Source organism: Pseudolysinimonas sp. (assembly GCF_049651805.1).
In the GTDB taxonomy this organism is placed as follows: Bacteria; Actinomycetota; Actinomycetes; order Actinomycetales; family Microbacteriaceae; genus Pseudolysinimonas_A.
Genome location: NZ_JBASCU010000032.1, coordinates 1 through 26395 on the forward strand (window position 1 = coordinate 1; position 26395 = coordinate 26395).

The 26395-nt window shown below is 68.8% G+C and carries 30 protein-coding genes and 2 pseudogenes; 14 read left to right on the forward strand and 18 right to left on the reverse strand.

What is annotated here, in order from left to right; translation table 11 throughout:
• The 4 genes from WBL06_RS08675 to hutH form a co-directional block, all read right to left on the reverse strand.
• Positions 1 to 1155, reverse strand: a 1155-nt coding sequence (locus tag WBL06_RS08675) for a formimidoylglutamate deiminase (protein ID WP_424455594.1), incomplete at its 3' end; no start/stop codon positions are given.
• Positions 1152 to 2324, reverse strand: coding sequence for an allantoate amidohydrolase (locus WBL06_RS08680; RefSeq protein ID WP_424455595.1), 1173 nt, complete (start codon positions 2322 to 2324; stop codon positions 1152 to 1154). The genes WBL06_RS08675 and WBL06_RS08680, both read right to left, overlap by 4 nt.
• 2 nt (positions 2325 to 2326) lie before the next feature.
• Positions 2327 to 3964 (reverse strand): urocanate hydratase, encoded by a 1638-nt coding sequence (gene hutU / locus WBL06_RS08685; RefSeq protein WP_424455596.1) that lies wholly within the window; start codon positions 3962 to 3964, stop codon positions 2327 to 2329.
• Complete coding sequence (gene hutH / locus WBL06_RS08690; protein WP_424455597.1) at positions 3961 to 5502, reverse strand: histidine ammonia-lyase; 1542 nt, start codon at positions 5500 to 5502, stop codon at positions 3961 to 3963. The genes hutU and hutH overlap by 4 nt, the downstream gene beginning before the upstream one ends.
• Before the next feature lie 89 nt (positions 5503 to 5591).
• On the opposite strand from hutH, the gene WBL06_RS08695 reads away from it, so the two are divergent.
• The 5 genes and pseudogenes from WBL06_RS08695 (at position 5592) to WBL06_RS08715 (ending at position 9589) form a co-directional block, all read left to right on the forward strand.
• A complete protein-coding gene (locus tag WBL06_RS08695; RefSeq protein ID WP_424455598.1) occupies positions 5592 to 6347 on the forward strand; it encodes an IclR family transcriptional regulator in 756 nt (251 codons plus the stop codon).
• An 81-nt stretch (positions 6348 to 6428) separates the two neighbouring features.
• Positions 6429 to 7986, forward strand: a pseudogene (locus WBL06_RS08700) (IS1182 family transposase).
• Positions 7987 to 8471: 485 nt separating this feature from the next.
• On the forward strand, positions 8472 to 8750 hold the full coding sequence (locus tag WBL06_RS08705) for a hypothetical protein (protein WP_424455599.1): 279 nt from the start codon (positions 8472 to 8474) through the stop codon (positions 8748 to 8750).
• A 4-nt stretch (positions 8751 to 8754) separates the two neighbouring features.
• Positions 8755 to 8949, forward strand: coding sequence for a transposase (locus tag WBL06_RS08710; RefSeq protein WP_424455600.1), 195 nt, complete (start codon positions 8755 to 8757; stop codon positions 8947 to 8949).
• Between the two features lie 226 nt (positions 8950 to 9175).
• Positions 9176 to 9589, forward strand: a complete 414-nt coding sequence (locus WBL06_RS08715) for a hypothetical protein (RefSeq protein WP_424455601.1) — start codon at positions 9176 to 9178, stop codon at positions 9587 to 9589.
• A 42-nt stretch (positions 9590 to 9631) separates the two neighbouring features.
• On the opposite strand, the pseudogene WBL06_RS08720 reads toward WBL06_RS08715, so the two are convergent.
• The 3 genes and pseudogenes from WBL06_RS08720 to prfB form a co-directional block, all read right to left on the reverse strand.
• Positions 9632 to 10831: pseudogene (locus tag WBL06_RS08720) on the reverse strand (ISL3 family transposase); the annotation flags it as partial.
• Between the two features lie 38 nt (positions 10832 to 10869).
• The gene (locus tag WBL06_RS08725) at positions 10870 to 11034 is read right to left on the reverse strand and encodes a hypothetical protein (RefSeq protein ID WP_424455602.1); all 165 of its coding nucleotides are present in this window, start codon (positions 11032 to 11034) and stop codon (positions 10870 to 10872) included.
• Positions 11035 to 11114: 80 nt separating this feature from the next.
• Positions 11115 to 12224: a peptide chain release factor 2 gene (prfB, locus tag WBL06_RS08730; protein WP_424455603.1), complete on the reverse strand. Its 1110-nt coding sequence runs from the start codon at positions 12222 to 12224 to the stop codon at positions 11115 to 11117.
• Positions 12225 to 12258: 34 nt separating this feature from the next.
• Between prfB and WBL06_RS08735 the strand changes: the two genes are divergently transcribed.
• Complete coding sequence (locus WBL06_RS08735) at positions 12259 to 13509, forward strand: MFS transporter (protein WP_424455604.1); 1251 nt, start codon at positions 12259 to 12261, stop codon at positions 13507 to 13509.
• A gap of 30 nt (positions 13510 to 13539) precedes the next feature.
• Complete coding sequence (locus WBL06_RS08740) at positions 13540 to 14466, forward strand: J domain-containing protein (RefSeq protein WP_424455605.1); 927 nt, start codon at positions 13540 to 13542, stop codon at positions 14464 to 14466.
• A gap of 65 nt (positions 14467 to 14531) precedes the next feature.
• Here the strand turns inward: WBL06_RS08740 and WBL06_RS08745 are convergent, their stop codons facing one another.
• The gene (locus WBL06_RS08745; RefSeq protein WP_424455606.1) at positions 14532 to 14669 is read right to left on the reverse strand and encodes a hypothetical protein; all 138 of its coding nucleotides are present in this window, start codon (positions 14667 to 14669) and stop codon (positions 14532 to 14534) included.
• Positions 14670 to 14850: 181 nt separating this feature from the next.
• Between WBL06_RS08745 and WBL06_RS08750 the strand changes: the two genes are divergently transcribed.
• Positions 14851 to 15465 carry a hypothetical protein gene (locus tag WBL06_RS08750; RefSeq protein WP_424455607.1) on the forward strand — a complete coding sequence of 205 codons (615 nt, stop codon included), beginning with the start codon at positions 14851 to 14853 and terminating at the stop codon, positions 15463 to 15465.
• A 12-nt stretch (positions 15466 to 15477) separates the two neighbouring features.
• Here the strand turns inward: WBL06_RS08750 and WBL06_RS08755 are convergent, their stop codons facing one another.
• On the reverse strand, positions 15478 to 15759 hold the full coding sequence (locus WBL06_RS08755) for a hypothetical protein (RefSeq protein WP_424455608.1): 282 nt from the start codon (positions 15757 to 15759) through the stop codon (positions 15478 to 15480).
• 131 nt (positions 15760 to 15890) lie between these two features.
• Between WBL06_RS08755 and WBL06_RS08760 the strand changes: the two genes are divergently transcribed.
• From WBL06_RS08760 to WBL06_RS08770, 3 genes are all read left to right on the forward strand, one after another.
• Positions 15891 to 17918 (forward strand): ATP-binding protein, encoded by a 2028-nt coding sequence (locus tag WBL06_RS08760; protein WP_424455609.1) that lies wholly within the window; start codon positions 15891 to 15893, stop codon positions 17916 to 17918.
• A 34-nt stretch (positions 17919 to 17952) separates the two neighbouring features.
• Positions 17953 to 18276 (forward strand): hypothetical protein, encoded by a 324-nt coding sequence (locus tag WBL06_RS08765; RefSeq protein WP_424455610.1) that lies wholly within the window; start codon positions 17953 to 17955, stop codon positions 18274 to 18276.
• Between the two features lie 245 nt (positions 18277 to 18521).
• Positions 18522 to 18665, forward strand: a complete 144-nt coding sequence (locus WBL06_RS08770) for a recombinase family protein (protein WP_424455623.1) — start codon at positions 18522 to 18524, stop codon at positions 18663 to 18665.
• Here the strand turns inward: WBL06_RS08770 and WBL06_RS08775 are convergent.
• Together WBL06_RS08775 and WBL06_RS08780 are read right to left on the reverse strand one after the other, a co-directional pair.
• Positions 18662 to 18886, reverse strand: coding sequence for a hypothetical protein (locus WBL06_RS08775; RefSeq protein ID WP_424455611.1), 225 nt, complete (start codon positions 18884 to 18886; stop codon positions 18662 to 18664). The genes WBL06_RS08770 and WBL06_RS08775 overlap by 4 nt on opposite strands.
• Positions 18887 to 19194: 308 nt before the next feature.
• Positions 19195 to 20133 (reverse strand): hypothetical protein, encoded by a 939-nt coding sequence (locus WBL06_RS08780; RefSeq protein WP_424455612.1) that lies wholly within the window; start codon positions 20131 to 20133, stop codon positions 19195 to 19197.
• Positions 20134 to 20233: 100 nt separating this feature from the next.
• Between WBL06_RS08780 and WBL06_RS08785 the strand changes: the two genes are divergently transcribed.
• Positions 20234 to 20506, forward strand: a complete 273-nt coding sequence (locus tag WBL06_RS08785) for a hypothetical protein (protein ID WP_424455613.1) — start codon at positions 20234 to 20236, stop codon at positions 20504 to 20506.
• Between the two features lie 2 nt (positions 20507 to 20508).
• Here the strand turns inward: WBL06_RS08785 and WBL06_RS08790 are convergent, their stop codons facing one another.
• From WBL06_RS08790 to WBL06_RS08815, 6 genes are all read right to left on the reverse strand, one after another.
• Positions 20509 to 20943, reverse strand: a complete 435-nt coding sequence (locus WBL06_RS08790) for a pilus assembly protein TadG-related protein (protein WP_424455614.1) — start codon at positions 20941 to 20943, stop codon at positions 20509 to 20511.
• A complete protein-coding gene (locus WBL06_RS08795) occupies positions 20940 to 21398 on the reverse strand; it encodes a hypothetical protein (protein WP_424455615.1) in 459 nt (152 codons plus the stop codon). Before WBL06_RS08795 ends, WBL06_RS08790 begins: the two co-directional genes overlap by 4 nt.
• Positions 21373 to 21774 carry a TadE family protein gene (locus tag WBL06_RS08800; protein WP_424455616.1) on the reverse strand — a complete coding sequence of 134 codons (402 nt, stop codon included), beginning with the start codon at positions 21772 to 21774 and terminating at the stop codon, positions 21373 to 21375. The genes WBL06_RS08795 and WBL06_RS08800 overlap by 26 nt, the downstream gene beginning before the upstream one ends.
• Positions 21775 to 21778: 4 nt before the next feature.
• Entirely contained in the window at positions 21779 to 21955 is a 177-nt protein-coding gene (locus tag WBL06_RS08805; RefSeq protein WP_424455617.1) for a hypothetical protein, read from the reverse strand.
• Positions 21956 to 22308: 353 nt separating this feature from the next.
• Positions 22309 to 23670, reverse strand: coding sequence for a permease prefix domain 1-containing protein (locus WBL06_RS08810; protein WP_424455618.1), 1362 nt, complete (start codon positions 23668 to 23670; stop codon positions 22309 to 22311).
• A 2-nt stretch (positions 23671 to 23672) separates the two neighbouring features.
• Positions 23673 to 24020, reverse strand: coding sequence for a PadR family transcriptional regulator (locus WBL06_RS08815; RefSeq protein ID WP_424455619.1), 348 nt, complete (start codon positions 24018 to 24020; stop codon positions 23673 to 23675).
• 132 nt (positions 24021 to 24152) lie between these two features.
• Here WBL06_RS08815 and WBL06_RS08820 point away from each other — a divergent pair, with 132 nt between their 5' ends.
• Both WBL06_RS08820 and WBL06_RS08825 read left to right on the forward strand, forming a co-directional pair.
• Positions 24153 to 24515, forward strand: coding sequence for a hypothetical protein (locus WBL06_RS08820; protein ID WP_424455620.1), 363 nt, complete (start codon positions 24153 to 24155; stop codon positions 24513 to 24515).
• 31 nt (positions 24516 to 24546) lie between these two features.
• Positions 24547 to 25179, forward strand: coding sequence for a phosphoribosyltransferase (locus WBL06_RS08825; RefSeq protein ID WP_424455621.1), 633 nt, complete (start codon positions 24547 to 24549; stop codon positions 25177 to 25179).
• A gap of 23 nt (positions 25180 to 25202) precedes the next feature.
• Here the strand turns inward: WBL06_RS08825 and WBL06_RS08830 are convergent, their stop codons facing one another.
• Positions 25203 to 26117, reverse strand: coding sequence for a hypothetical protein (locus tag WBL06_RS08830; protein ID WP_424455622.1), 915 nt, complete (start codon positions 26115 to 26117; stop codon positions 25203 to 25205).
• Positions 26118 to 26395 lie beyond the last annotated feature (278 nt).

Here is a 26395-nt window from a genome sequence, read left to right on the forward strand (position 1 = left end):
GGCCTGGTCGAGCCGCGCGCCGGCCGTGCGCGGCGAGCGGACGCCGAGGACGACGAGGTCGCACACCGCGCCGGTGCGTATGCCGCCCGTCCAGCCGAGCGACGTGTAGCCGTCGACGGTGGCCGCGGCGAGCAGTTCGGTCGGCGTGAAGACGCCGCGAGAGAGACCGCGCAGCCGTTCGTGTCCCTCCAGCGCGCGGAGTTCGTCGAATGGGTCGACGATCGCCTGCTGGTCGCTGCCGATCACGATGCGCGCGCCGGCGTCGGCGAGGCGACGCGCCGGGCCGATGCCGTCGCCGAGGTCGCGTTCGGTCGTCGGGCAGATCGCGACGCTCGAGCCGGCGAGCGCCGCGATGTCGGCGTCATCGAGATGGGTCGCATGCACGGCCGTGAAGCGGGAGCCGAGGGCGCCGGCCTCGGCGAGCACCGCGACCGGAGATGCCCCGAAGGCGGCACGCACCTGTGCGTTCTCGGCCTCCTGCTCGGAGACGTGGGCGTGCAGCGGCTCGTCGCCTGTCGCGGCGACGATGCGCGCCACGTCGTCGGGGTCGACGGCCCGCAGCGAGTGCACGGCGGCGGCGCGCCGTGCGGTTCCGGTGACCGCGATTGCGTCGTGCCGGGCCAGCCAGGTGTCGGTCTCGAGCACGAAACCCTGCTGCTCGGGTGCGGGCGGCAGCGGTTGGCCGTCGGCGTCGCGCCCGCCGTGCCGGTACAGCGTGTCGAGCAGCGTGAGACGGATACCGGCCTCGCGCGCCGCGTCGACCAGCGCGTCCGCCATCACCGTGGTCGGGTCACGGTGCACATAGTGGAACTCCCCGACCGCCGAATACCCGGCGAGGAGCAACTCGGCGAAGAGAGCACGCGCGAGGGCGTGATACCGGTCGGGGTCGAGGCGCACGGCGACCCGATACATCTGCTGCCGCCACGTCCAGAAGTCGCCGCCGCCGTCGTGGGTGCGGCCACGGAGTGCGCGGTGGAATGCGTGCGAGTGGGTGTTCGCGATGCCGGGCAGCACCAGCCCGCGCAGCACGGCATCCGCAAGTTCCGGCTGGGGTGACTCGTCGACGGCGGTGATGACACCGTCGTCGTGGGTGACGACGACGCCGTCGCGCACCTGTCCGTCGACGACGGCGTGCTCGAGCCAGAACGCGCTCATGCGGCCGCCCGCCGCAACACCTCGGTGAGCGCGGCGACGCCTGCAACGGCGTCGGATTCCTCGGCATGTTCGTCAGGAGAGTGCGACACCCCGGTCGGGTTGCGCACGAGCAACATGGCCGACGGGATGCCGGCGAGCGCCAGCACTCCCGCGTCATGGCCGGCGCCCGACCACAGCCGCGGAAGCGCCCCTGCCGCCTCCGTGATAACGCTGTCGAACCGGGTCGCGTCGGTCCAGCTCTCGACCGCGGCCGCGACGCCGAGCTCCTGCTCGACACGCTCGACGAGGGCGTCCACACGCTCAGCATCTGCGCCGCGCGCGTCGATCCACAAGGAGGCATCCGCGGCGATCGCGTTGACCGAGCCGGGCCGTACGCGCACCCGTCCGACCGTGGCGAGGATGCCGAGCTCCTCGGCCCAGCGACGCACGGCGACGACACCCTGCGCCATCGCGAGAACGGGGTCGACGCGCTCCGCGAGCGCCGTCGTACCCGCGTGATTCGGAACGCCGGCAAGGTCCACCCGCCACCGCCCGTGCGGCCAGATCCCTTCGGCGAGCCCGACTGCGGCGCCCGCGCCGGCGAGACCCTGAGCCCCACCGTCGGTGAGCAGTCGGCCCTGCTCGATGTGCAGCTCGACGAACCCGCCGATGCGGGCGCTGCGCTCCGGGTCCGCGCCGACGGATGCCGGGTCCTGCCCCGCTGCCCGCAGCGCTTCGGCGAGGGTGACGCCGTCCGGGTCGGTGAGGGCGAGCGCGCGCTCGGGCTCGAGGGCGCCGGTGAGCAGCCTCGATCCGAGGCACGCCGACCCGAACCGGGCCCCTTCCTCCTCGGCGAAGGCGACGACCGCGACGGGACGCGACGGGCGGAATCCCTCGCCCCGCAGTGCCTCGACGGCCGCGAATCCTCCCGCGACCCCGAGCGGTCCGTCCCAGATCCCGCCGCTCCGCACGCTGTCGAGGTGCGAGCCGACGACGAACGCGGTGCCGGGCAGCTCGGGCTCCCACCACGCCCAGAGGTTGCCGTTGCGGTCGGTCTCGACCTCGAGTCCCGCGCGCGTCGCGCGTTCCGCGAACCACTCGCGTAGCTCCCGATCAACGGGCGACCAGCTCAGGCGCGTGACGCCGCCCGCCGGGTCGACCCCGACATCCTCAAGTTCGCGCAGCAGCACGCTCAACCCTGCTCGCGCATCGGCACCCGCACCCCGCGCTCGTCGGCCGCGTGCACCGCCTCGGGGTAGCCGGCGTCGACATGCCGCAACACCCCGGTCGCCGGGTCGTTGCGCAGCACGCGGGCGATCTTCTCCCCGGCGAGCGCCGTGCCGTCGGCGACGGTGACCTGACCGGCGTGGATGCTGCGGCCGATTCCGACACCGCCGCCGTGGTGAATCGACACCCAGGTGGCGCCCGACGCGGTGTTGACGAGGGCGTTGAGCAGCGGCCAGTCGGCGATCGCGTCGGAGCCGTCGAGCATCGCCTCGGTCTCGCGGTACGGACTCGCGACCGAGCCCGCGTCGAGGTGGTCGCGGCCGATCACGAGCGGAGCCTTCAGCTCGCCCGACGCGACCATGTCGTTGAACCGCAGGCCCGCGACGTCCCGTTCGCCGTAGCCCAGCCAGCAGATGCGCGCGGGCAGCCCCTGAAAGTGCACCTTCTCGCCCGCGAGTCGCATCCAGCGGGCGAGCGACTCGTTCTCGGGGAACAGCTCGAGCACGGCTCTGTCGGTCGCGGCGATGTCGGCGGGGTCGCCCGAGAGCGCGGCCCAGCGGAACGGCCCCTTACCTTGCGAGAACAGCGGGCGGATGTAGGCGGGCACGAAGCCCGGGAAAGCGAACGCGTCGGCGTACCCGGCGGTCTTCGCCTCGGTGCGGATGTTGTTGCCGTAGTCGAACACTTCGGCGCCGCGCTTCTGGAAGCCGACCATGGCCTCCACGTGCACCGCCATCGACTCCCGGGCGCGCTGCGCGAAGCCCGGGTCCTTCCGGGCCTCGGCCCAGTCGTCGACGGCGACGCCGATGGGGAGGTAGGCGAGCGGGTCGTGCGCGCTCGTCTGGTCGGTCACGATGTCGATCTTCGCTCCCCGGGCCAGCAGGTCGGGCACGACCTCGGCCGCGTTGCCGAGCACCCCGATCGAGAGCGGCTGCCGCGCGTCCCGGGCTTCGGCCGCGAGCTCGAGCGCGTGATCCACGGAGTCGGCGCTGACGTCGAGGTAGGCGTGCTCGAGTCGCCGGGCGATGCGGGACGGGTCGACGTCGATGCAGATCGCGACACCGCCGTTCATCGTGATCGCCAACGGTTGGGCTCCGCCCATCCCGCCGAGACCCGCGGTGAGCGTGATCGTGCCAGCCAGGGTGCCGCCGAACCGCTTGGCGGCCACGGCGGCGAAGGTCTCATACGTGCCCTGCAGGATGCCCTGGGTGCCGATGTAGATCCACGACCCGGCCGTCATCTGGCCGTACATCGTGAGCCCGAGTGCCTCAAGGCGCCGGAACTCGTCCCAGTTCGCCCAGTCGCCGACGAGATTGGAGTTGGCGATGAGCACCCGCGGCGCCCACTCGTGGGTTTGCAGCACCCCCACCGGTTTGCCCGACTGCACCATCAGCGTCTCGTCGCCCTTGAGGGTCTCGAGCGTGCGGTAGATCGCCGCGAGGCTCGCGTGGTCGCGCGCCGCCTTGCCGGTGCCGCCGTAGACGACGAGCTCTTCGGGATGCTCGGCGACCTCGGGGTCGAGGTTGTTCTGCAGCATCCGCAGCGCCGCCTCCTGGGGCCAGCCCAGGGTGTGCAGCTGGGTTCCGCGATAGGCGCCGGTCATGTCGTGCTCCCTTCTTTGGAGGAGGTGAGGCTCAGTGCGTTGAGAATGGTCCGCGAGCGCACAAGCTCGACGGCCTCCTCGATGTCGGGGGCGAGGTACCGGTCGGGGCCAGGCCCCGGAATCCGCTCACGAATCGCGGCGACGACCCGGCCGGTCGCGGGCGCCGCCCCCTCGCCCCGCAGCTCGATACCCCGCGCGGCGGTCATCAGTTCGATCGCCAGCACGCGCATCAGCCCGTCGAGTGAGCGCCGCAGTTTGCGGCCGGCGCTCCAGCCCATCGACACGTGGTCTTCCTGCATGGCGCTCGTCGGAATCGAGTCGACCGACGCCGGCACCGCGAGCCGCTTGAGTTCGCTCACGATCGCCGCCTGCGTGTACTGCGCGATCATGTAGCCCGAATCGACGCCGGGCTCGCCGGCGAGGAAGGGCGGCAACCCGCCACTGCGGGTTCTGTCGAGAAACCGGTCGGTGCGCCGCTCGCTCATGCCGGCGACGTCGGCGACCACGATCGCGAGGAAGTCGAGTACGTAGCCGAGCGGCGCTCCGTGGAAGTTGCCGTTCGACTCCAGCCGCCCGTCGAGGGTCACGACCGGGTTGTCGATCGCGCTCGCGAGTTCGCGACCGGCGACGGTGCGCGCGTGGTCGACGGTGTCGCGGGCGGCGCCGTGAACTTGCGGTGCACACCGCAGCGAGTAGGCATCCTGAACGCGGGTGAATCCGCGAGTGGCGTGGCCGGCGATCACCGGCGACCCGGCGAGCAGGTCGCGCATCGCCGCCGCCGAGACCGCCTGCCCGGGATGCGGCCGAAGCTCCTGCAGGTCGGCAGCGAAGACGGCATCCGTACCCGCGAGCCCCTCGACGCTGAGCGCCGCGGCGACGTCGGCGGTCGCGAGCAGGTCGTCGAGGTCGTCGATCGCGAGGGCGAGCATCCCGAGCATCCCGTCGGTGCCATTGATGAGCGCGAGGCCCTCCTTCTCGGCGAACTCGACCGGCGAGATGCCGGCGGCCGCGAGTGCGTCGCCGGGGTCAAGCTCGACGCCGTCGCGATTGCGCACCCGACCCTCCCCCATGACCGCGAGGGCGCAGTGCGCGAGCGGGGCGAGGTCGCCCGAGCAGCCGAGCGACCCGTACTCGCCGATGATCGGCGTCACCCCCGCGTTGAGCAGGTCGACATAGGTCGCCGCGACGACGGGCCGCACCCCGGTGCGCCCGGTCGCGAGGGTCTGCAGGCGCAGCAGCATCGTCGCGCGCACCACCTCCCGCTCGACCTCGGGCCCCGAACTGGCCGCGTGGCTGCGCACGAGCGAGCGCTGCAGGTCACGCCGCCGCTCCGGCGCGATGTGCGTCGTGGCGAGGGCGCCGAAGCCGGTGGAGACGCCGTAGTGCGGGCGATCGTCGTCGGCGAGTGCGTCGATGATGGCCCGGCTCGCCGCCATCCGCTCGACGGCCTCATCACTCAGCACGACCGATTCGTCGCGCCGGGCGACCGCCACGATCTCGGCGATGGTCAGCGGGGTCGACCCGAGCAGAACGGCCATGGGCCCAGTGAACCGAGATCGGCGGGCCGATTCGACCCGTTCTCGACGTGATCTGTCTGAAATCTCAGACAAGTGATACCGTGCGGATCGTGCCCGATGTCCCGGCTGCCCGTCACGCGTTGCGAGTTCTGCGCGTGCTCGCGCAGCGCGACCGCCCGGTCGGCGCGGCCGCCCTCGCGCGCGAGCTCGGCATCCCGCGGTCGTCGCTCTACCAACTGCTGCGCGTGATGATGGACGAGAGCTTCATCGTGCATTACCCCGAGGAGCGCGCGTTCGGGCTCTCTGGACTGCTCACCGAACTCGAGGCCGGGTCGCTACGCACCGACCGGTTGCGGATGCTCGCGCACCCCGTGCTCGAGCGGCTGATCGCCGACACGGGCAGCGCCGTCGTCGCGCACCTCGTCGTGCTCGCGGGCGCCGAGGTGACCTACGTCGACCGGGTGTCGGCGCCGCGGGCGCCGACCACCGTCGTCAACATCGGGGTGCGGTTGCCGGCCCACCTCACCGCCACCGGCCGTGCCGCTCTCGCCGCGATGCCGCACTCCCAGGTGCGCGCGCTGTACCCGAACCGCGAGGCGCTCTACCGCCGCGCGGGCACCGGGCCGACGACACTCGAGCAACTCGACGCGATCCTGCGCGACGCCCGAGAGCTCGGGTGGGCGAGTGAAGACGGCGAGATCACCGCAGGCTACGCCTCCGTCGCGTCGGCCGTGCTCGACCGCAACGGCCGGCCCGCCGCGGCGATCGGGGTCACCTTCCGCTCTGGCACGGCAGATTCCGAGGGGCTCGGTGCGGCGACGCTGCGCGCCGCAGCGGCCATCGCGGCCCGGCTCGCCGGGCGTTAGCCGGCTAGGAGACCGCTGAACAATCTGGCGGGTTAAGGCGCGCCTGCGGGCGGTGGTCGGCTGGTCGTTAAGACTTGGTTCATGCAGGGTCGTGACGATGGGCAGCGTCAGCTTTTGGATGTCGAGTCGTGGGCGGGGCATCTGCTGCCGCCGGGGTCGGTGTTCGCGTTCCTCGCCGCGCATCGGAAGCGGTTGTTCCCGGATGATGCGTTCGCGGATCTGTTCCCGTCCGGTCGCGGTCGGCCGTCGATTCCTGCGGATGTGATCGCGTCGGTGCTGGTGCTGCAGACCCTCCATAATCTCTCTGATCGGGAGACCGCGGAGGCGGTCACGTTTGATCTGCGGTGGAAGGCGGCGTGCGGGTTCGCGATGACCGAGTCCGGATTCCATCCGTCGGTGTTGACGTATTGGCGGCGCCGGCTCGCGGCCAGCGACCGGCCGCACCGGATCTTCGACGCGGTGACCGAGGTGATCACCGAGTCTGGTGCGCTCAGTGGCAGGCGGCGGCGGGCGATCGATTCCACGATCCTTGATGACGCGGTCGCCCGCCAGGACACCGTGACGCAGTTGATCGCGCAGATCCGCCGTGTCGGCCGGGAGGTCCCCGACATCGCCGACGTGATCGCGGGCCTGTCCGGACATGACTACTCGAAGCCGGGGAAGCCGGATATCGCGTGGGATGACCCGGCCGCCCGCGACACGCTCGTGTCGGGGTTGGTCGGCGACGCGCTCACTCTGCTTGCCCGCTTGGAGGGCACTGAGCTGGACGAGAAGCAGCAGGACGCGATTCGCGCTGCTGGCGCTGGTCGCCGGTCAGGACGTCGAACCAGCAGCGGGCTCCGATGGCACCGACGGGCGATGGCGGATCGCCCGGAAGGTCGCCCCGGACCGGGTGATCTCCACCGTCGACCCGGACACCCGGCATGCGCACAAGTCGCGGGAGAAGAAGCAGGACGGCTTCAAAGGACATCTGATCGCGGAACCCGACACGGGTCTGGTCACCGCGGCGGTGCTGTCGAAGGCATCCGGGTCGCAGAACAGTGACGGAGCCCGCGGGATCGAACTGCTCGCCGCGGACACCAGCATCGGTGACACGCCGATCGAGGTGCTGGGCGATTCCGCCTACGGGTCCGGGGTGATGCTCGCCGCGATCACAGAAGCGGGTCATGTTCCCCTGGTCAAGCCGATGCCGCTGCGTTCCGCGGTCCCGGGCGGGTTCACGATCGATGACTTCAGCATCGACGAGGACACCCGGACGGCGACCTGCCCGGCGGGACACACCCGACCGGTCACCACCAAAGGCCATGTCACGTTCGGAGCGATCTGCCGCGGATGCCCCCTCGTCGACCGCTGCACCACCGCGGCCAGCGGCCGCAAGCTCGTCCTCACCGTCCATGACCGGCTGCTCCGCGAGCACCGGGCCCGAGCGGCGACACCGCAGTTCCAGGAACCGTATCGTCAGCACCGGCCCATGATCGAACGCACCATCGCCTGGATGACCCGCGGAGCACGCCGCGTCCCCTACCGCGGCACCATCAAGAACAACGCCTGGTGGAGCACACGAGCAGCCGCGATCAACCTGAAACGCCTGCTCACCCTCGGCCTCGACATCGAAGAAGGCGCCTGGGCGATCGGCTGAGAACGCGCCGCCCACGAAACCGTTGACGACGCCTCCAGAGCAAGCGACGACAGTCCCAGGCGGGCGGGATGACCCCGCTGCCACACCACAGAGTGCTGACCAGAACACGCCGCTCGACGGCCATTGGCGGCATCCCGCCCACCGCCACCTACTACAGCAGCGCCTTGTTCAGCGGTCTCCTAGAGCCCACGAACGGCCCCGCGGCGCGCTCGCGTCTGCCGACGACAAACGGGCTCAGGGAGTCGCCCTGAGCCTCGATGCGATCGAACTCCTAGATCGCGGCGCCTGGGCGACGAGGCCGAACTCGCGCAGGCGATCTTCGAATGGATCGGTCCGACAACCCTCGCGGCGGCACTCCGCCATCGGCCATCTCAGGCCGATCGAGTATGAAACGCTTCACACCGAGACTTCGTAGCAGCATGATCAGGCAAGAACTGTCCGGCGCCCCGGGCAGTCAGCAGACACCGGAGTCGTCGAAAGCAACATTGACTACCGTCGCCCGCCCGGGTAAGCGCCCGAGCCTCGGCCATGCGTTCGCAGGAGCTGATCAACGTCAACAAAGCCGCGAGGCAGCCCGCCTCCGCGCCGGACTGATCGCCGGGGACCCGAACTGCCAAGTCGAGGTCGCCTGGCACTGCTACCAGCAGCTGCGGTCGCTCTATCACCGAGACCGGGCAGCAGACGGACGCCTCATCGCCGAACAGATCCTCGACGGCTCCACAGCTGCCCGCTCCCCGAAATCGCCCGCCTCGGCCGGACCCTGAAGAATTGGCGGCAACAGTTCTGGCCTACTTCGACAGCAGCGGCGTGAGCAACGGCGGCACCGAAGCGATCAACCTCATCATCGAGAACACCCGCCGACTCGCCCACGGCTTCCGCAACTTCAACAACTACCGACTCCGGATCCTACTCGCCGCCGGCGGCCACAAACCCTGGCGCCCGACCGCTACCCCCGCTTCATGACGAAGAGTCCCTTGACTGCCACTCAACGGTGAAGCAGAGTAGCCATTACGAAAGGTCGACCCTGGATAGTCGACCTGAACTCCAGACACGAGCACCGGCTCGGTTCCCGACTGGGATTCTCTTAGCAGAGGAATCTCTTGGATCAAGCAACGCCGGAGCGCCCTCATCGGCATCTACATCTCGACGTGTCAAACGCCGTCTCGTTGGCTCCTGCTAGGCAGGGTGTATGAACCTCATGCATTCTGAATCAGGCACGTCGCGATCGGACCCGGAGGGAATGCCACTGGGGGGAATCATCGCCCTCGGCGGTGCGCTCACGGCCGCCGTTACCGGCGCGATTTTGCTCATCGACGCCTACCGACACAGGGACCCCGGCTACTCCTGCACTGACGTGATGCCCGACACGCAAGCCCTGAACATCGACACCACGGTGGTCGATGGTGTTCGGGGCTCATATGAGTGGTGGCCGTTTGGATTGACATGCCAATTTCCGCGAATCGGCGGAGGAACGGTCACCGTTGGCCCCGACGCCTCGCTCACCATCGTGCTGCTATGTTTCCTCGGCGCAATCGCGATCACGGTCGCCGGACTCGTCGCCGCCAGCATTTCGAGGGCGCGCAGAAAGAACCGCAACAAATAGGAGGAAAGAATGCGTCACAAAGGGACCATTGCAGGCTCTTCGTCATGAAGCGGGGGTAGCGGTCGTGCGCCAGGGCTTGTGGCCGCCGGCGGCGAGCAGGATGCGGAGCCGGTAGTTGTTGAAGTTGCGGAACCCGTGGGCGAGTCGGCGGGTCTTCTCGATGATGAGGTTGATGGCCTCGGTGCCGCCGTTGGAGACGCCGCCGGTGTCGAAGTAGGCCAGGAACTGTTGCCGCCAGTTCCGTAGGGTCCGGCCGAGGCGGGCGATCTCCGGGATTGGGCAGCTGTGGAAGGCGTCGAGGATCTGCTCGGCGATGGCGCGTCCGTCCGCTGCCCGGTCTTGATGATAGGTCGAGCGCAGCTGTTGGTAGCAGTGCCAGGCGACCTCGACCTCGCAGGTTGGGTCCCCGGCGGCCAGTCCGGCGCGGAGGCGGGCGTGTTGTCGCTCGGACAGATGCTCGGCACCGTGGCGCAGCAGCCCACGGATTCCGTAGAGCGGATCACCCTTCCGGCCGCGATGCCCGAGGGTGTTCTGCTGGACGCGTTGTCGGACCTCGTCGAGGGCCTTCACCCCGAGCCGGACGACGTGGAACGCGTCGAGGACCGCGACCGCGTCGGGCAGTTCGTCGCGGATCGCGTTGGCGTAGCCGCGGAACGGATCCAACGCGGCATGCTCCACCGTCGGCACGAACCCTTCCGGCGTCGTGCGCAGCCAGGCGGCGTAAGCCGTTCCCGACCGACCCGGGACCACATCGAGCAGGCGAGCGCGCACTTGCCCGTGTTCGTCGCGGGTCAGATCCACCATCGAGGTCACCGCCCGGTCGGTGCCACGGCGGGACGGTTTCCAGATGTGCTCATCCACGCCGAGGGTGACCACCCGGCCGAGTCGATCAGGGTCATCGATCGGCTCGGCAGCGTGCTGTTGGATCGCCCGCCAGAGCGTGTGCCAGCTGACCCGCAACCGCCGAGCCAACGCCGCGACGGTCGTGTCGTCCGTTTGGAGCATCCCGGTCGCCCACGCCGCCGCCCGGAGGGTGAGCTTCGCCCGCGCCGATGCGAACGGGTGCGCTTCGGAGAACGACCGCACAAGGCAGCCGACCTCGCGACACCGCCAGAGCCGCTTGGACCAGCGCACCCGCACCGGCAACCCGAACGCGGGAGCGTCCGCGAGCTCGTGCACCCGACGCCCCCGCCCCTCCGCGAGCACTCCACAGCCCGGACAGCCGACCGGAGCAGCAGCCGTCTCGACGTCAAGGACCAGCACATCAAAGCGGCTCTTCGTCATGAAGCGGGGGTAGCGGTCGTGCGCCAGGGCTTGTGGCCGCCGGCGGCGAGCAGGATCCGGAGTCGGTAGTTGTTGAAGTTGCGGAAGCCGTGGGCGAGTCGGCGGGTCTGACCCGCCGACGGCAGCAGGATCCGTCGCGCGGAATCCCAGCTCCGACTCAACGCGAAGTTGGCTCACGCTAGCGGGTAGACAGGCCCTTCCGCCAGAAGCAAGTCAGAAGGCGTTTAGGCGGTGGCCTCGGTCAGTCTTCGACCCGCGACTTGCGCCAGCGGATGCCGGCGGCGATGAAGCCGTCGAGGTCGCCGTCGAACACGACGGCCGGGTTGCCGACCTCGTGGCCGGTGCGCAGGTCTTTCACGAGCTGCTGCCCGTAGAGGAAGTACGAGCGCATCTGGTCACCCCAGGATGCCGTGATGGTGCCGGCGAGTTCCTTCTTCTTCGCCGCCTCCTCTTCGCGCTGCAACAGCATGAGGCGGGTCTGCAGCACCCGCATCGCAACGGCGCGGTTCTGGATCTGCGACTTCTCGTTCTGCATCGACACGACGATGCCGGTCGGGAGGTGGGTGATGCGCACCGCCGAGTCGGTGGTGTTGACACTCTGGCCGCCGGGACCACTCGAGCGGAAGACATCCACCCGGATGTCGCCTTCGGGAACCTCGACCTCTTTCGCCTCTTCCATGATCGGGATGACCTCGACCGCGGCGAAACTGGTCTGCCGCTTGTCGGCCGAACCGAACGGGCTGATGCGGGCGAGGCGGTGGGTACCCGCCTCGACACTCAGGGTGCCGAACGCGTAGGGCGCATCCACTTCGAAGGTCGCCGACTTGATGCCCGCGCCTTCCGCGTACGAGGTGTCGAGCACCTTCACCGGGTACTTGTGACGCTCCGCCCAACGCAGGTACATGCGCATCAGCATCTCGGCGAAGTCGGTGGCGTCGTCGCCACCGGCGCCCGATCGGATGGTGACGACGGCGCCGCGGTCGTCGTATTCGCCGTCGAGCAGGATCTGCACCTCGAACTCGCCGAGGGCCTTCGTCAGCGAGGCGAGCTCGTCACGGGCCTCCTGCGCGCTCAACTCGTCGTCGCCCTCGATCGCCATCTCGACGAGCACTTCGAGGTCGTCGAGGCGGCGCTCGATGCCGACGATGCGCGCGAGCTCAGACTGCCGGTGGCTGAGAGCGCTGGTGACTTTCTGCGCTGCGTCGGGGTCGTCCCAGAGGTCTTGCGCGCCGGCCTTCTCGCTGAGGTCGGCGATCTCGGCTTCGAGTCGCTCGACCCCGATGACGCTGCGGATGTCGTTGAACGTGCTGCGGAGGGCGGCGATTTCGGTGCCGAGGTCGAGGTCGATCATGACCTCCTCAGACTACGGCGTAACGTGAGAGCCGATGGTTCCGTCGGATCGCCCCTTCCGCTGGCGCGCGGTGGTCGTTGTGGTCTTTCTGCCGACCATCGTGTTCTCGATGGGGCAGTTCGCGATCATTCCCGTCATCCCGGCACTCGCGCAAGGCCTCGGCGCCGACCTCGGCGGTGCCGCCCTCATCGCCTCGATGCTCGTCGTCGGGCAACTGATCGGCGACATCCCGAGCGGCGCGGTGGTGGCTCGCATCGGCGAGCGGCAGGCGATGATCGCCGCGACCGGGCTCGCGCTGGTCGCCGTGGTCGTGATGCTGGTCGCTGCGCATCCGGCGGTTCTCGGCCTCGGAGTGCTGACGCTTGGGATTGCGGGCGCGTCGTTCGGTCTCGCGCGCCACGCTTTCATGACCAGCTTCGTGCCGGTGCGCTATCGGGCCCGCGCCCTGTCGACCCTCGGCGGGAGCCACCGGCTGGGTGCCGTGGCGGGCCCGCTCGCCGGTGCGGCGCTGCTCACAGTGACGGGTGAGCCGGCGAGCGTCGTCATCCTGCTGGCCGTGTGCTGTTTCGCCGCCGCGACCCTGCTGCTCGTGCTGCGCGACCCCGCCGCCGCGATGTCGCGGGGGCCGGGCACCGTCGGCGAGGCGGAGGTGCGGCAGGAGGTCGTCGGCCTATGGGGCACCCTCGCCGCGCAGAAGAACGTGCTGCTCACCCTCGGTGTCGGGTCGGCGATCCTCTCCGGTCTGCGGCAGGTGCGCCAGGTCGTGCTGCCGGTGTGGGCGATCAGCATCGGACTCGACGAGGCCACCACCTCGCTCATCATCGGCGTCGCCGCCGCGATCGACTTCTCGCTGTTCTTTCTCGGCGGCTGGATCATGGACCGCTTCGGCCGGCTGTGGACGATCCTGCCGTGCGCTCTCGGGCTGTCGGCCGGGCTGATCGCACTCGCCTTCACCCACGACATCGACGCGCGGGTCGGCTGGTATGTCGTCATCGCCCTCTTCCTCGCCCTGTCCAATGGACTCGGCGCCGGCATCCTGATGACCCTCGGTGCCGACCTCGCCGACCCGCGCAACCCGGCGCCGTTCCTCGGTGCGTGGCGGTTCACGACCGACCTCGGCGGGGCGGGTGCCCCGATCCTGGTGACGGCACTGACCGCCGCGTTCAGCCTCTCCGTCGGGGTGGCGGCGATCGGCGTCGTCGGGCTGCTCGGCGCGGTCATCATGCGGGTCTACATTCCGCGCCACGTGTCGGCGCGACCGAGCGAGGGGTCCGGCGGGAGCTGACTCACGGCCCGGATGGCGGAGAATATCCGGGTGCCCAGCCCGCTCGCGCTCAGCCCGTACGCGGTGCTCGGTGTCGCTGCGCACGCCACCCACTCAGAGTTGCGGCGCGCGTATCGGCGGAAGCTGCGCGAAACCCACCCCGACACCGGCGGGGATGCCGTGCAGTTCCACCGCGTGCAACGGGCGTGGGAACAGGTGGGTACGCCCGAGGCGCGCGCGGCCTACGACTCGGGCGCCGACCGGAGTGCGACTCCCGAACGCACGTGGGCGCCGCGCGCTCCCTCGCCGCGCGCCGACTCCTCCCGGCCGCAGGCTCGGATGCACGGGCATCCCGGCGGGTGGTACCGCGAGCGGTACCTCGACCTGCTGCAGGAGTGGGTCGGGCGGGGCGCGTCGATCCCGAACCCGTACGACGCGGCGCTCATCCGATCGGCACCCCGCGAGGTGCGGCACCTGCTCGCCTGCGCCATCGCCGAGGAAGAGACGGCCGTCGTGCTCGCCGGGCTCGGCATCGGGTTCTCGGTGTGGCACGACGTGCTGGCCGGGCCGGTGGTCGGCGCCGACGCCGGCAAGATCGACCACATCGTGCTCGGCCCGACCGGGCTGTGGGGGCTGCTCAGCGAAGACTGGGGCGGCCCGGTGTCGACGCGTCGCGGCGACGTGATCGGCCCCGCCCTGCGCCGCGACGAACGACCGATGCACGAACTCGCAGGCCGGGCCCGTCGCTTCGAGCGCGAGGCGAAGGTGCGGTTCTCGGCGCTCGCCGTCGTCGTGCCCGACGACACCTCGCCTGAGGGGGTCATCGAGCTCGGCACCATAAGGCGGGCTCGCACCCTGCTCGTGCAGCGTCCGCGCCTCGCCGACCTCGTGCGCACTCGCCCTTCGGGTCTCGCGTTCGGCGGAACCGACCTCTTCGAGGTGCGCACTCGCATCCAGGGCGCCGCCCACTTCGTGTAGCCCTAGCCGAAGACGGCGCGAGGTCGCCGAGGAGATCGGGAGGGTGCGCGCCGGCTTCGAGCTCCTCACGAGAGCCTCGAGATCACCATCGCTGCGACGATGACGAATCCCGCGAGAGATCCTGGGATCTCGATCATGACGCCGGGGAGAGCAATGACGACGTTCGTCTGCGGCGGCTCGGGCAGTGTCGGTGTCTTGGCCATGATCGCGTCTCCAAACGTATGGGTCGCGGACCGTCGATCCTCGCGGCTGCGACATCGGGTGGTGTGGCCTTTCATTCCCGCGACCAGGGGCTCGCGAGGAGGCGACTCTATTCCCCCTTCCACATAGGATGGAAGCAAATCCATAACACTTAACTGCGCAATATCTGTAACACTTATCGTCGTGAGTCGTGGACTGGGTGCCATCGAGTCGAAGATCCTCGAGGACCTTCGACGCGTGACAAGCTCGCGCGACCCGCGCCTCAACAGCGTCGAGGTCTGGGACAGCGCATGGTCGCTCGGCTGGGAGTCGTCGAATCGGAAGATGACGGTCGCCGAGTCGTCATCTCTCCGCAGGGCGGCGTGGACGTTGCACGGGAAAGGACTCATCGAAGTCAAGCCGCCGCGCGAGGACGAGGAGCGTTGGGCCGGATTGGAGGCGGCGAACATGCCGGATGGGCGACGGCGACTCGCGGTGCGTCTGCCTCTCACGGAAGACATGCTGCGCGCCGTCGTCGAGAAGCACCGTCGCGCTGTGCGCATCAAGCGCGCGCGGCTTGCGGTTCAGGGCGAGAGAACGCGCTTCGGCCTTCCCCCCGGACCGCACGCCGCCACCTATCGCAACTACATCGATCCAGATCTGCAGTTCCTCGACTGGTATCAGCGCACCTACGAACCGGTCGCCGAAGGTCGCTGGTACGACGAGCGAGAGATCAGGCTCGCGGCAGTCCCGCCTCCGGCGAGTGGCGTGGCAGCCACATCCGACGCCCTCGTCGGGCACACGTTCTTTCTCGGTTGACGGATCTCGTAGTCATCCGAACACCGCGCGTGCCGTTGCGGTGGTCTCGATGCGCAGACCCTTCGGGAAGAAGACGGTCACGATCGGCGGGCGCCACACCGCCGACAGGGTGACGGATGCCGTCTCGCCGTCGCGCGTCGTCGCCTCCTCGATCACGAGCCCCTCGAATCCGCCGTTCGGGGTCGAGGCGAGGAACGCGGTGACGTCCCGCCGCACGTCGGCGGGCTGGAGCACCACACCGGGCGTGCCGTCCGTGACGACGACGTCGTCGAGATCGAATGCCTCGGCGCCCACCAGGGCGGCACCGTCGGCAGCCTCCCAGTGTCGAACGTTTGTTCTACTCTGCGAGGAACGACCGTGAGCGAGAGTCTCGTCGATCGTGCCGCCGATACAGTTTGGGGTGTTCCGAGATGAAGGGTGAAGCCGTGGCGCTGAAGACCTCCCTCGGTGGGCGCGTTCGAAACACCAGCCTGCCGAAGAGCCACTCGCTCCTGCCTCTGCTCGAAGCAGTCGTCAACGGGCTGCAAGCCATCGACACGCGATTCAGTGAAGACGTGAGCGGGGGGCGGCTGAAGGTCACGATCGAGCGGGAGGGGCAGGGAGAGTTCGATTTCGGACCCGCAGGCCCTGGTCGAGTCGCGCTCAGGCCGATCACGGGATTCCAGATCGAAGACAACGGGGTGGGGTTCACCACCGAGAACATGACGTCGTTCGAGACGCTCGACAGCGAGTTCAAGGCCGACATCGGCGGGCGAGGTGTTGGTCGTCTGCTGTGGCTGAAGACGTTCGACCGCGTGTCGGTTAGAAGCACATACCAGGACGACGACGGGGAGATCCAATCGCGGGCGTTCAAGTTCTCGGTGGAGGGCGAAGTCGAGCACGGTGAAGCACTCGAGCGCCTCGCCGAGCCGGGAACCGTCGTTGTCCTCGACGGCTTCAAGAACGCTTTCCAGCAGAGTGCGCGGAAGTCGGGGGAAGCGATCGCACGGGAGATCTTCGAGCACTGCATCTGGTACTTCCTTCGGCCCGGTGGCGCCCCGCAAATCACGGTTGTCGACGACGAGGCAATCTCGCTCAACACGATGATGGACGAGTTCGCGTTCTCCGAACTCCCGAGGTCCACGGTCGAGGTGAAGGGAGTCAAGTTCGACATGGTCAGCCTCCGCCTGAAGTCCTCGGCACCGGTGCCGAAACTTTACTGGTGCGCTGCAAACCGGGTGGTGTTGGAGGAGAACCTCGCGGGCAAGATCCCCGGACTCTTCGGTCGCCTGAAGGATGAGGACTCGACCGAGTTCACCTACGTCTGCTACCTGTCGTCAGACTTCCTTGACACCTTCGTGCGATCCGACCGCACAGACTTTGACATCACCGAGCGATTGGCGGGTACTCCGCTCGAAGATGACCTGACGATGGAGGACATCCGTACTGCAGTCTTGCGAGAGGCCGAACGACTGCTCGCGGGCCCGCTGGGTGCTGCCCGCGCGGAGGGGAAGGAGCGCGTGAGCGACTTCGTGAGCCAGCGCGCTCCGCGGTATCGCCCGGTCTTCGCTCGGATGGAGTCGCGCGGGTTCACCGTAGACCCAACGCTCAGGGATTCCGACCTCGAAATCGTCCTACATCGCGCGCTGCGAACCATAGAGGACGAGACACTTGTCGAGGGCCAAGCCGTCTTCGCGGAAGTCGGGTCGGTCCCGATCGAGGACTACAAAGAGCGGCTAGACAACTACATCGAGACGATCACCGAGATCAACCAGTCCGACCTTGCCGCCTACGTCTCTCGCCGTCGCGTCGTCCTTGACCTCCTCCGCAAACTCGTTAAGTCGAACGACAGCGGCGGGTACAGCCGCGAGGACGCCATCCACTCGCTGCTGATCCCTATGCGCGTCGATTCGAACGACATTGGCCCCGACGCGTCGAACCTCTGGATCATCGACGAGCGACTGGCATTCCACGAGTACCTTGCCTCCGACAAGACGTTGCGAAGCATGCCCGTGATCGGCTCGGATTCCACCAAGGAACCTGATGTGCTCGCCCTCCGGCGCGCGCCTGTCCTCGTATCGGAGGGGCCCAACCCTCCGCTCGCCTCGATCGTCGTGGTCGAGATCAAGCGCCCCATGCGTAACGACGCGTCTGGAGACAAGAACCCGATCGACCAGACGCTTGAGTACGTCAAACTCGTGCGGAGCGGCGGCGTCAAGACCGCGACGGGTCGGCCAATTCCGAGTACGCCCGAGCCGCCGGCGTTCTGCTACATCGTCGCCGACTTGACCCAGACGATGATCGCGAAATGCGAGAACGCGAACTTGCAGAAGACCGAGGATGGTATGGGCTTCTTCGGCTACAACGGGCCCGCGAAGGCGTACATCGAGGTCATGTCGTTCGACCGGTTGGTCAATTCGGCCACGCAGCGCAACCGCGCCTTCTTCGACAAGTTGGGCTTGCCGTCGAGCTGACGGCAACAGGCACACCCGCATTACTCTCGGCAACATGAGCGACGAGCGCGACGACGACTTCGCGGACTTCCCGGACGATTACGACTGGTCGAATGCTCCCGATCTTCCAGACTTGACCAACCTCTCTGAGGAGGAAAAGGTCGCGGCGATCGAAGCGTTCCTCGACAAACTGCCACCGGAGTTCGTCAAGAAGCAGATGCTCAAGTCGGGAATGCTCGACAGCACGCTCGACTGGCTGAAGAAGGCGGCCATGTCGGACGACCTGGAAGCTCGAAGGCTCGCCCGAGAGTCGATCGAGGAGCGCCAACTCGGCCCGCTTCTTGCAGACGAGACGAGCGACGATGACTTGCGCCCGTAGCCCGATGCCCGCCACCGCGAGCACACCTCGCGCAACGCGCCAAGCGCCCGGCGCGCGCGCACCGCGCACCCTCGACCCATGAACGAGTCCCGCGAGGTTGAGCGCGCACGCGCCGTACTCCGCGGCTGCCGCGAGTACGAGCGCGGCCTGATCGGCGCGCGCACCCGCGAGGGGATGATGCAGCGCAAGGCCGAGGGCGTGCACATCGGCCGCCCGCGCATGCTCCCCCGCGAGGTGCTCGACGCATCGCGACCGACCGCGCCGCTGGGCTCTCACTCGCGAAGATCGCCGACGCGCTCACCACCGAAGGCGTCGCCACCGCGCACGGCGCGAAGCGCTGGTACCCGACGACGGTGCGCGCAGTGCTGGCCTCTCTGGCGAGCGTCTAGCCTCCCGGCTTCGGCTTCGCAGGGGGTTTCGGCGCGACCCGGCGCAGCCCTCGCTCCTGCCGCGCGTGGACGAGCGCCCAGAGCAGCGCGCCGAGCCCGCCAAGCGCAAGGACGATGCCGCCGACGATAAGCGGCCCCGCGAACGCGGCGAGCGCGCCCGGTCCCTCGGTTCGCACCCAGACACCGAGCCCGATGCTCGCAGCCGCGAGGGCGTTCGCCACGACCGAGACTACGAACCGGCATGCCGAGGATGGACTCGCGAGGACGGTATCCGTCGATGAGGCGGTCGCGTAGCACGATGAGCGGCTCCCGCGCTCCCGGCTCCCTCACCTTCTCGAGGATGGACACGACTCGCTCAAGTCGGTGCAACCGACCCACGTGGGGGACGAGCCCGACGATCGCGACCCCAATGCCCGCGACCGCCCCGATGAATGCGGCTGTGATGACGGGCTCGCTCCACATGCCGTCACCGTAGTGGGTTGCCGCGGCAGGCTGGTACCCGTCGCGGTGCTGGCCCTCTCGCGAGCGCTTAGCGCGTCGGCTCAATCTGGCCGCCGCTGCCGATCACGTCGATATCGCCGGTCTTCGGCTGGAGTTCCTCAGGCACGAGGGCAGCCGCTATCGCTTCCGCCTGCGCCTCGCTCACGCCAATCCGAGCCCCGAGCGCTGCGAAGTCTCCTCGGCTCTCTGCGACCGCCGACGGAAGGTCGGTGAGCGAGCCCGCCTCGCCTTGCTCGCCGTCGCCCTCCATGACCTCAGCGATGTCGCGAACCAGGAGCCGGGTGCTTCGAGCCTCCCTGGCTAGGTCCCTGATGCCCTCGGCAATCGTCTTCATGCGGCCCGGATTCGAGGTACTTGAAACGGACTCAGTCCCGGTCTTCATCCACCGCGTGTCGAGGCTGATCGTCTCCCGATAGCGGCGGATGCGGGAACCCTTGTACGTGACCGTCACTGTGACCTGATCGGGAGTCGAGAGAGCGTTTTGGCTGCCTCCGCTGCCTGAGTCGCCGGGCCGCCAGGTCCACCAGAGGTTCTTGATCTCCGAGCCGGGAGGTAAGAGCGGGACGGGTACCGCGTACCGCTCGGCCAGGATGCCGGTCAGCCGATCCGCCTTCTGCTCCTCAGTGAAATCCGGGTCGAACCTGACCGAGATGGTCGAGGCCGCAGACGCACCGTAGTTGTGAAGCACGAGGTCGAACGCGCGGTCGTTGTGCGCCGCCATGCGGAAGGACGCAAGCACAATCGGTCGCGAACGCTCTTGACTGTCGCGCGCCGTTGCCCGGAGTGCGAACCCAGCAATCAGCGCGGTGACGATTGCGGCGAGCGCGACGAGCGCGTTCGACTGGTCCGTGACGAACGTCCAGACGTTCGCGCCGAGACTCCACAACCAGTCGCCGACGCTGTCGTCACCCTCCGGCGGAAAGGACGGTGGGAACGGGCCAGGCGTCGGCGGGGGTGCTATGAGCATGCCGAGAGGCTAGCGGTCAGAGCATCCCGCGCGGCGCAGTTAGCCGCTCCTCAGAGGTGATCTCGCGATGCCGGACGGCGTTGGCCCAGACCCAAGCCCGGTGAGTGTCTCCCTTCCGCGTCTTCCACACGACCTCGACGACGCGCGTCGTCCAGGTTTCCTCAACCCGAACACGAGAACGGGTGTCGTGCCCAACGACATGAGCCCCGAAGGGGTCATCGACCTCGGCACCATCCGGGGCGCCCGCACCCAGCTCGTGCAGCGTCCCCGCCTCGCCGACCTGGTGCGAAGTCGCCCCTCGGGTCTCGCCTTCGGCGGAACGGACCTCTTCGAGGTGCGCACCCGCATCCAGGGCACCGCCCGCTTCGTCTAGCCCTAGCCGAAGACAGCACGAGCGGTGGCGGTGGTTTCGATCCGCACGCCCTCCGGAAAGAACACGGTCACGATCGGCGGCCGCCACACCGCCGACAGAGTCACGGATGCCGTCTCGCCGTCGCGCGTCGTCGCCTCTTCCAGCACGAGCCCCTCGAACCCGCCGTTCGGTGTGGAGGCGAGGAATGCGGCGACATCCCGGCGCACATCGACGGCCTCGAGCACCACGCCCGGGCGCCCGTCGGTGACGGTGACGTCGGCGAGGTCGAACGCTTCCGCCCCGACGAGAGCCGCCCCGTCGGCGAGGGTAAACAGCTGCTTGCGTTCCAGGTAGAGCGAGGATGCCGCCGCGGCGACCAGTACGAGCGCGAGCGCGAGCGCGCCGAATCCGGCGACGAGCGGCATCGTGGAGCCCTCCTCGTTACGCCACATGGTCATGAGCCCGCGAACCGCGAGACCTGCTCGGTCGCGACGGAGTCGATCGGAACGCCGGGCGGGATGTCGGCCTCGAGCACCGCAGGAAACAGCGGCAGCGGCGCGACCGTCGAGATCGTGACGGTGACGAATCCGCGCCGGGTGAGACAGTCGTCGGGGTTCGGGCGACACGTGATGACGACCCGGGCGTCGGCGGCGTCGAGACCGTAGTCGGCGAGCGTCACCGCGATGGCGCGGGATGCCGCCGCCTGACCCTGCGCGACCGTCTCGGCCTGCACGAACACCCGCGACGCGTGGCGAGCCGCACCCTCGACCGCGAACGACGCGCTCTGGATCGACGAGAGCGCCAACACGAGGTAGACGGTCGGCACCAGCATGAGGATGCCGACGGTGATGAACTCGATCGACGCCGACCCGTCCTCGCGGAGCAGGTCAGTCCAAGGTCTCGATCGCCGCATGGCCCGACACCTCCAGCGCTCCCCCGACCCCGAGCAGCCCGACCACCGGCAACGTCGTGCGCACCGTCACCGTCACCGCGGGATGTCCCATCCAGTCCCCCGTGGCGACCGCGATATCGGTCGCATAGTCGGACCCGATCGCTTCGGTGATGAGGGTGCGGGTGCGCAGAACGCCGTCGGCGGGCGCGTTGTCGGCGAGTGCCCCGAACCGCGCGCCCTCGGCAGCGGCATCCAGCACCGTGTTGCGCACGTGCAGCGCGAGGCCGAGCTGCAGAACGGCGAGAGTGAGAATCGTCAGCAGCATCCCGACGAGGGTGAACTCGACGACCGCCGAGCCGCGCTCCTCGACAACGCTGACGTCGCGCAGCCGGCGCATCGACTCAAAACCCGGTGACGCGGGCGAGCGCGCTCTCGAAGATCGCCCCCAGCGCCGGCCCGGCGATCGCCCAGATCGCGATCACGAGCCCGGCCGTCATCAACGAGATCAGCACCCAACCCGGAACGTCCCCGCGTTCCTCCGCGCCCGTCGCTACGAACTTTCTCCTGAACGAATTCATGGGAGTCAGGGTGCCGGTTCGTCTGCGTCGGTCGCTCATTCTCTCCACAGGTAAGAGGCCCCGGGTGGGTTCAATCGTTCGACACCGAACCCCATCGCCTCAATAGCGCACTCACCGTCGCCTCATACGCCGAGCGGTCAAAGCGGACAGAGAAGGACGGGACTTCCTCGACGGCGATCGCCTCGGTCATCCTCTAAGCGGGGGCGCAGCGACAATCTGACGACGGAGGCCGAGAAAGCCGCTCCTCCGCTCTTCCCACCGTTCGGATTCCGACCACGTCGTACCGAGCACCGCGACGGGTAGCTCGGGAGACGCCATGACCGACGGTAGCGCTCGCCGACTCCGAGCGCGGATCAGGCGAAACCGAACACCGGCGGCAGCACGAGGATGACGACAAGTACCCAGGCCAGGAACACCGGAAGGTAGCCGGTCTGCCACCGCTCGAGGTGCACCGGCCGGTCGCGCCCCGCGAGCAGACGGCCGGTGAACCACGCGGTGCCGACGAGGTTGACGAGCAGCACCAGATTGAGCCCGAGGGCCGCTGCGCGGTTGACGGTGAAGCCGAGGTCGCCGACGCGGCCGAACATCGCGATGAGCACGAGGATGTCGAGGGCGATCGCCGCGACGACGGCGACGAGGCGGATGACATCCATCACTCCTGCTCCGCTGGTCGCCGGGCGGGCGGAGATGCCGTACACCACGAGGCCGAGCACGACGAGCAGCAGGATGTCGAACACCGCCAAGAGGTCACGATCGAAATTACTCACCAGGCTCGTGGTTGAGTACGCGACCGTCGCGATGATGAGCATCGCGGCGAAGAGCGGCGTGAAGATCGCCGTCAGCACCGGGGCAAGGTTCTCGACGATGCTCTTCTTCGCCTCGACGAGCCACGCGGCCACGACGACCGCGCCCGCGGCCCCTGCAGGCAGCGCCCATATGACGAGCTCGTCGATCAGCTCGGACGAGATCGGGGCGAGCACGAGCACGGTGAGAATGAGCAGCACGAACCCGCCGAGGGCGATGAGCGCATAGTAGATCGCCCACTCGCCGCTGAACCGGATGACATCCATGCGGCGTGACGACGACAGCGTCTCACGACCGGCGTAGGCGATCCCCACGACGAACCACAGTGCGACGGGCAGGTGAATCCAGATCAGTTGGTCGCTCGCCGACCCCGGCTCGAAAGGGAAGAGGTTCGCCGCGAGCGCGAGCACCGCGACGACTCCCGCGAGAACGAGCACCCGCCGCCACGGGACCCGCCGCAACATCGCGAAGTACGCCGCGAGCACCGGCAACACGAAGAGCCCGAGGTCGCGCACGAACCAGGACGAGATCGGTTCGTTGAACAGGAATACCTCGCTGTCGGAGGTGCCCGCGCCGAGCCGAGCTGCCAGCATGATCGCGGCGGCGAGCGCGGCGAACCCGAGCATCGTCAGGATCGAATGCCGTCCGCGCTCGACCGTGACGGGCGTGATCAGCTGCTTCCACATCCGGTCGCCGTGTTCGCGAGCGTATTCGGCGGTGAGCTGGTCGACCTTGCCGAGCCGCCCGACGGCGATCTGGAACGCCTCCTCGCCGGTGAGCCCGGCGGTTTCGAGTTCGGCGATCTGGTCGCGCAGGTGGCCCTCCAGTTCGTCGGCGTCGGGGGCGTCGACCGCTCCACCGCGCTCAAGCGCCGCACGCCATTCGGCGATCCAGGTCTCGCGGGCGTCCATGGTCAACCTCCTGCCGCTGACAGGGTGAAGCCCCAGATGCCGCCCAGGGTGCGAGTGGCGGTCTCCCACTGGCGGCGCTGGTCGGCGAGCTGCGCGCGGCCGGTGTCGGTGATGCGGTAGTACTTGCGGCGCCGGCCCTCGGGCGACTCGCCCCATTCGGCGACGATGTGCCCGAGCCGTTCGAGGCGGTGTAGCAGCGGGTAGAGCATCCCATCGGTCCACTGCACCTCGCCCGCCGAGACCTCGCGCACCCGCTTGAGGATCGCGTAGCCGTAACTAGAGCCCTCAGCGAGGATCGCGAGCACGAGAGGCGTCGCCATCGCGGCGACGAGATCCTTGTCGATGTTCACGTCGCCACTATACATTGTGGTTCTAGGTATATGCATAGAAGCACGATGTATAAAGTGGCGGCCGATTATGCGAGCGGCGCGGCATCGCGTCAACGCCTCCCCCGCCCACCGGGATCGACGCAGACTCGATCGATGACAGATCTGCGCACTCCCGACCCGACGGATCTCGACTCGCCCGAGGTGGAGACCGAACGCATCATGCGCACCGGTCCCACCTGGCTGGGGGTCGTCACGATCACGGCGGCGATCCTGCTCGGGCCGTCGGTCGCCGCCGGCTGGCGCCCCGCCGACCTGCCCGCCCCGTTCGGCGCCGCTTGGTGGCTGTCGGCCGCCGTCGCCGCCGTCGGTGTCGGCTTGCTGGTCTGGGCAGGCTGCCCGGTGCCGGCCTACACACTGGAGCGCGCCCATCGGCAGAAGCAGTTCAGCATCCGGGTCGGCATCGTGATGAGCCTCGGCGGGATCGTGCTCGCCGGTCTCGCCGTGCTGCTCGCCTGACGCGCAGCTCACCTCGGTAGGGTCTGCCCCCGTGGACCGCTTTCGGGATCGAACCGACGCCGGCCGGCGCCTCGGCGAGCATCTCGCGCCGTGGCGATCGCCGGATGTCGTCGTGCTGGGGCTGCCCCGCGGCGGGGTGCCCGTCGCCGCAGAAGTGGCGGCAGCACTTGGCGCCCCGCTCGACGTCATCGTGGTGCGCAAGCTCGGCATCCCGTATCAACCTGAGGTCGCGATGGGCGCGATCGGCGAGGGCGGGGTGCGGGTGCTGGATGACGTGCTCGTCGCGCGGGCGGGCGTCACGAAAGCCGAGGTGAATGCCGTGGAGCAACGCGAGCGGGCGACTCTGGAGTCGCGGGTCGAGCGATTCCGCTCGGGGCGCGAGCGGCTGGACCTCACCGGGCGCACCGCGATCATCGTCGACGACGGCATCGCGACGGGCGCGACCGCGACGGCAGCGGCCCGGGTGGCGCGGCAGCTCGGGGCTACCCGGGTCGTGATCGCGGTACCCGTCGGCGGGCCGGATGCCGTCGACCGGATCAGCGACGCCGACGAGGTCATCTGCCTGCTGCAACCGCCGGGATTTCAGGCCGTCGGCTCGTACTACCACGACTTCGGGCAGACCTCCGAAGACGAGGTCGCTGCCCTCCTAGCTACCGCGCGCTGACGGGCATCCGCGGCGGACTCGGGCTACGACGAGGTGTCGGGTACGTCGCCGAAGGTTCCCCAGCTGAGTTCCGGGCCGTTGGGGCCGAGTACCGACAGCTGGAACGGGATCGAGTAGCCCTCCGGGTCGGCATCCGCCAGTGCGGGGTCACGCAGCTGCGCGTCCACCCGTGCCCGCTGCTCTTCCGTCAGGCGAGCGACCCAGAGCTCGGGCCAACGGTTGCCCTCCGAGGTGAGCGACTGCAATTCGACCTCGCTTTCGGGGTTCTCGACAGCGATTCGGATGACGGCCTCGACCGCTTCAGCCGACATCCGCTCGGGGATGTGCACGACGTGCAGCTTCGGCACTTCGCCGACGTAGGAGTACGTGGCGCCGTCGGCGAAGGCGGGAACCGCGCTCAGGGTGCGGAAGGTCGACGCGAAGGTGTCGAGCGACCCGAGCACCACCGTCGGCCAGCCTTCGGTCGAGATGCCAGTGCTCACCACGTCGGGCAGCTTCTCGAGGGTGAGCACGAGCCTCAGCGTCGCCTCGATCTCATCGGGGTCGCCCGGATAGACGTCCTGGCTCCACGGCGTGAGTGGCGCGATATCGGTGTCTGGATCCGGACCAGCAGCCTCACGAGTGAAGGTCACCGAGCCGGGCCAGTTCGCCTCGTCGGCCCACCCCGCCGCGTCGCGAGCTGCGGCGAGCACGGTCGCGTCGTCGGCATCCTGCGCGATCCACACGTGCACGTACTTCTCCGGCGAGGGGTCGGCGGACAGCACGCCGTCAAGCGCCGCGATGCGTGCGGCGAGCCAGGCCGCAGGCGAGGGCGTAGGCGCTGGCGTGGGCGCTGGCGTGGGCGCTGGCGTGGGCGCTGGAGAACCGGCGAGCCCGGCGCAGCCCGCGAGAACGAGAAGCAGTGGGACGACGGCGAGAGCCCTGATCCGATTCGGCACCTAGTCAGTATCCTGTCGACTCCTGAGAATCGGTCACACTCGAGCCCCAGGTTCCCGCTCGGGGCCGGAGGCGGCGTGGCTCTCGGTGGTCGAGTAGCCGCCGGAGGCGGCGTGTCGAGACCACTGTGGAAAAGGGTTGCGTATCGAACATACATTCGATAGTATGGTCTTGCTCGTGCCGAGCATCTCGTTCTGAATGACGAACTACGAACCTGGGAGATCGGCGTGAGCCTGCCTGCCGTGCCTGAGATCGAGGTCTTCGACCTCTCCGGGCTGGC

Excerpts from the sequence above, each read along its gene's own strand:
- hutU (WP_424455596.1), bottom strand. The coding sequence starts at position 3,964 with ATGACCGGCGCCTATCGCGGAACCCAGCTGCACACCCTGGGCTGGCCC.
- hutH (WP_424455597.1), bottom strand. The coding sequence starts at position 5,502 with ATGGCCGTTCTGCTCGGGTCGACCCCGCTGACCATCGCCGAGATCGTG.
- WBL06_RS08715 (WP_424455601.1), top strand. The coding sequence starts at position 9,176 with ATGAACCTCATGCATTCTGAATCAGGCACGTCGCGATCGGACCCGGAG.
- prfB (WP_424455603.1), bottom strand. The coding sequence starts at position 12,224 with ATGATCGACCTCGACCTCGGCACCGAAATCGCCGCCCTCCGCAGCACG.
- WBL06_RS08735 (WP_424455604.1), top strand. The coding sequence starts at position 12,259 with ATGGTTCCGTCGGATCGCCCCTTCCGCTGGCGCGCGGTGGTCGTTGTG.
- WBL06_RS08745 (WP_424455606.1), bottom strand. The coding sequence starts at position 14,669 with ATGGCCAAGACACCGACACTGCCCGAGCCGCCGCAGACGAACGTCGTC.
- WBL06_RS08765 (WP_424455610.1), top strand. The coding sequence starts at position 17,953 with ATGAGCGACGAGCGCGACGACGACTTCGCGGACTTCCCGGACGATTAC.
- WBL06_RS08780 (WP_424455612.1), bottom strand. The coding sequence starts at position 20,133 with ATGCTCATAGCACCCCCGCCGACGCCTGGCCCGTTCCCACCGTCCTTT.
- WBL06_RS08790 (WP_424455614.1), bottom strand. The coding sequence starts at position 20,943 with ATGACCATGTGGCGTAACGAGGAGGGCTCCACGATGCCGCTCGTCGCC.
- WBL06_RS08795 (WP_424455615.1), bottom strand. The coding sequence starts at position 21,398 with ATGCGGCGATCGAGACCTTGGACTGACCTGCTCCGCGAGGACGGGTCG.
- WBL06_RS08800 (WP_424455616.1), bottom strand. The coding sequence starts at position 21,774 with ATGCGCCGGCTGCGCGACGTCAGCGTTGTCGAGGAGCGCGGCTCGGCG.
- WBL06_RS08805 (WP_424455617.1), bottom strand. The coding sequence starts at position 21,955 with ATGAATTCGTTCAGGAGAAAGTTCGTAGCGACGGGCGCGGAGGAACGC.
- WBL06_RS08810 (WP_424455618.1), bottom strand. The coding sequence starts at position 23,670 with ATGGACGCCCGCGAGACCTGGATCGCCGAATGGCGTGCGGCGCTTGAG.
- WBL06_RS08820 (WP_424455620.1), top strand. The coding sequence starts at position 24,153 with ATGACAGATCTGCGCACTCCCGACCCGACGGATCTCGACTCGCCCGAG.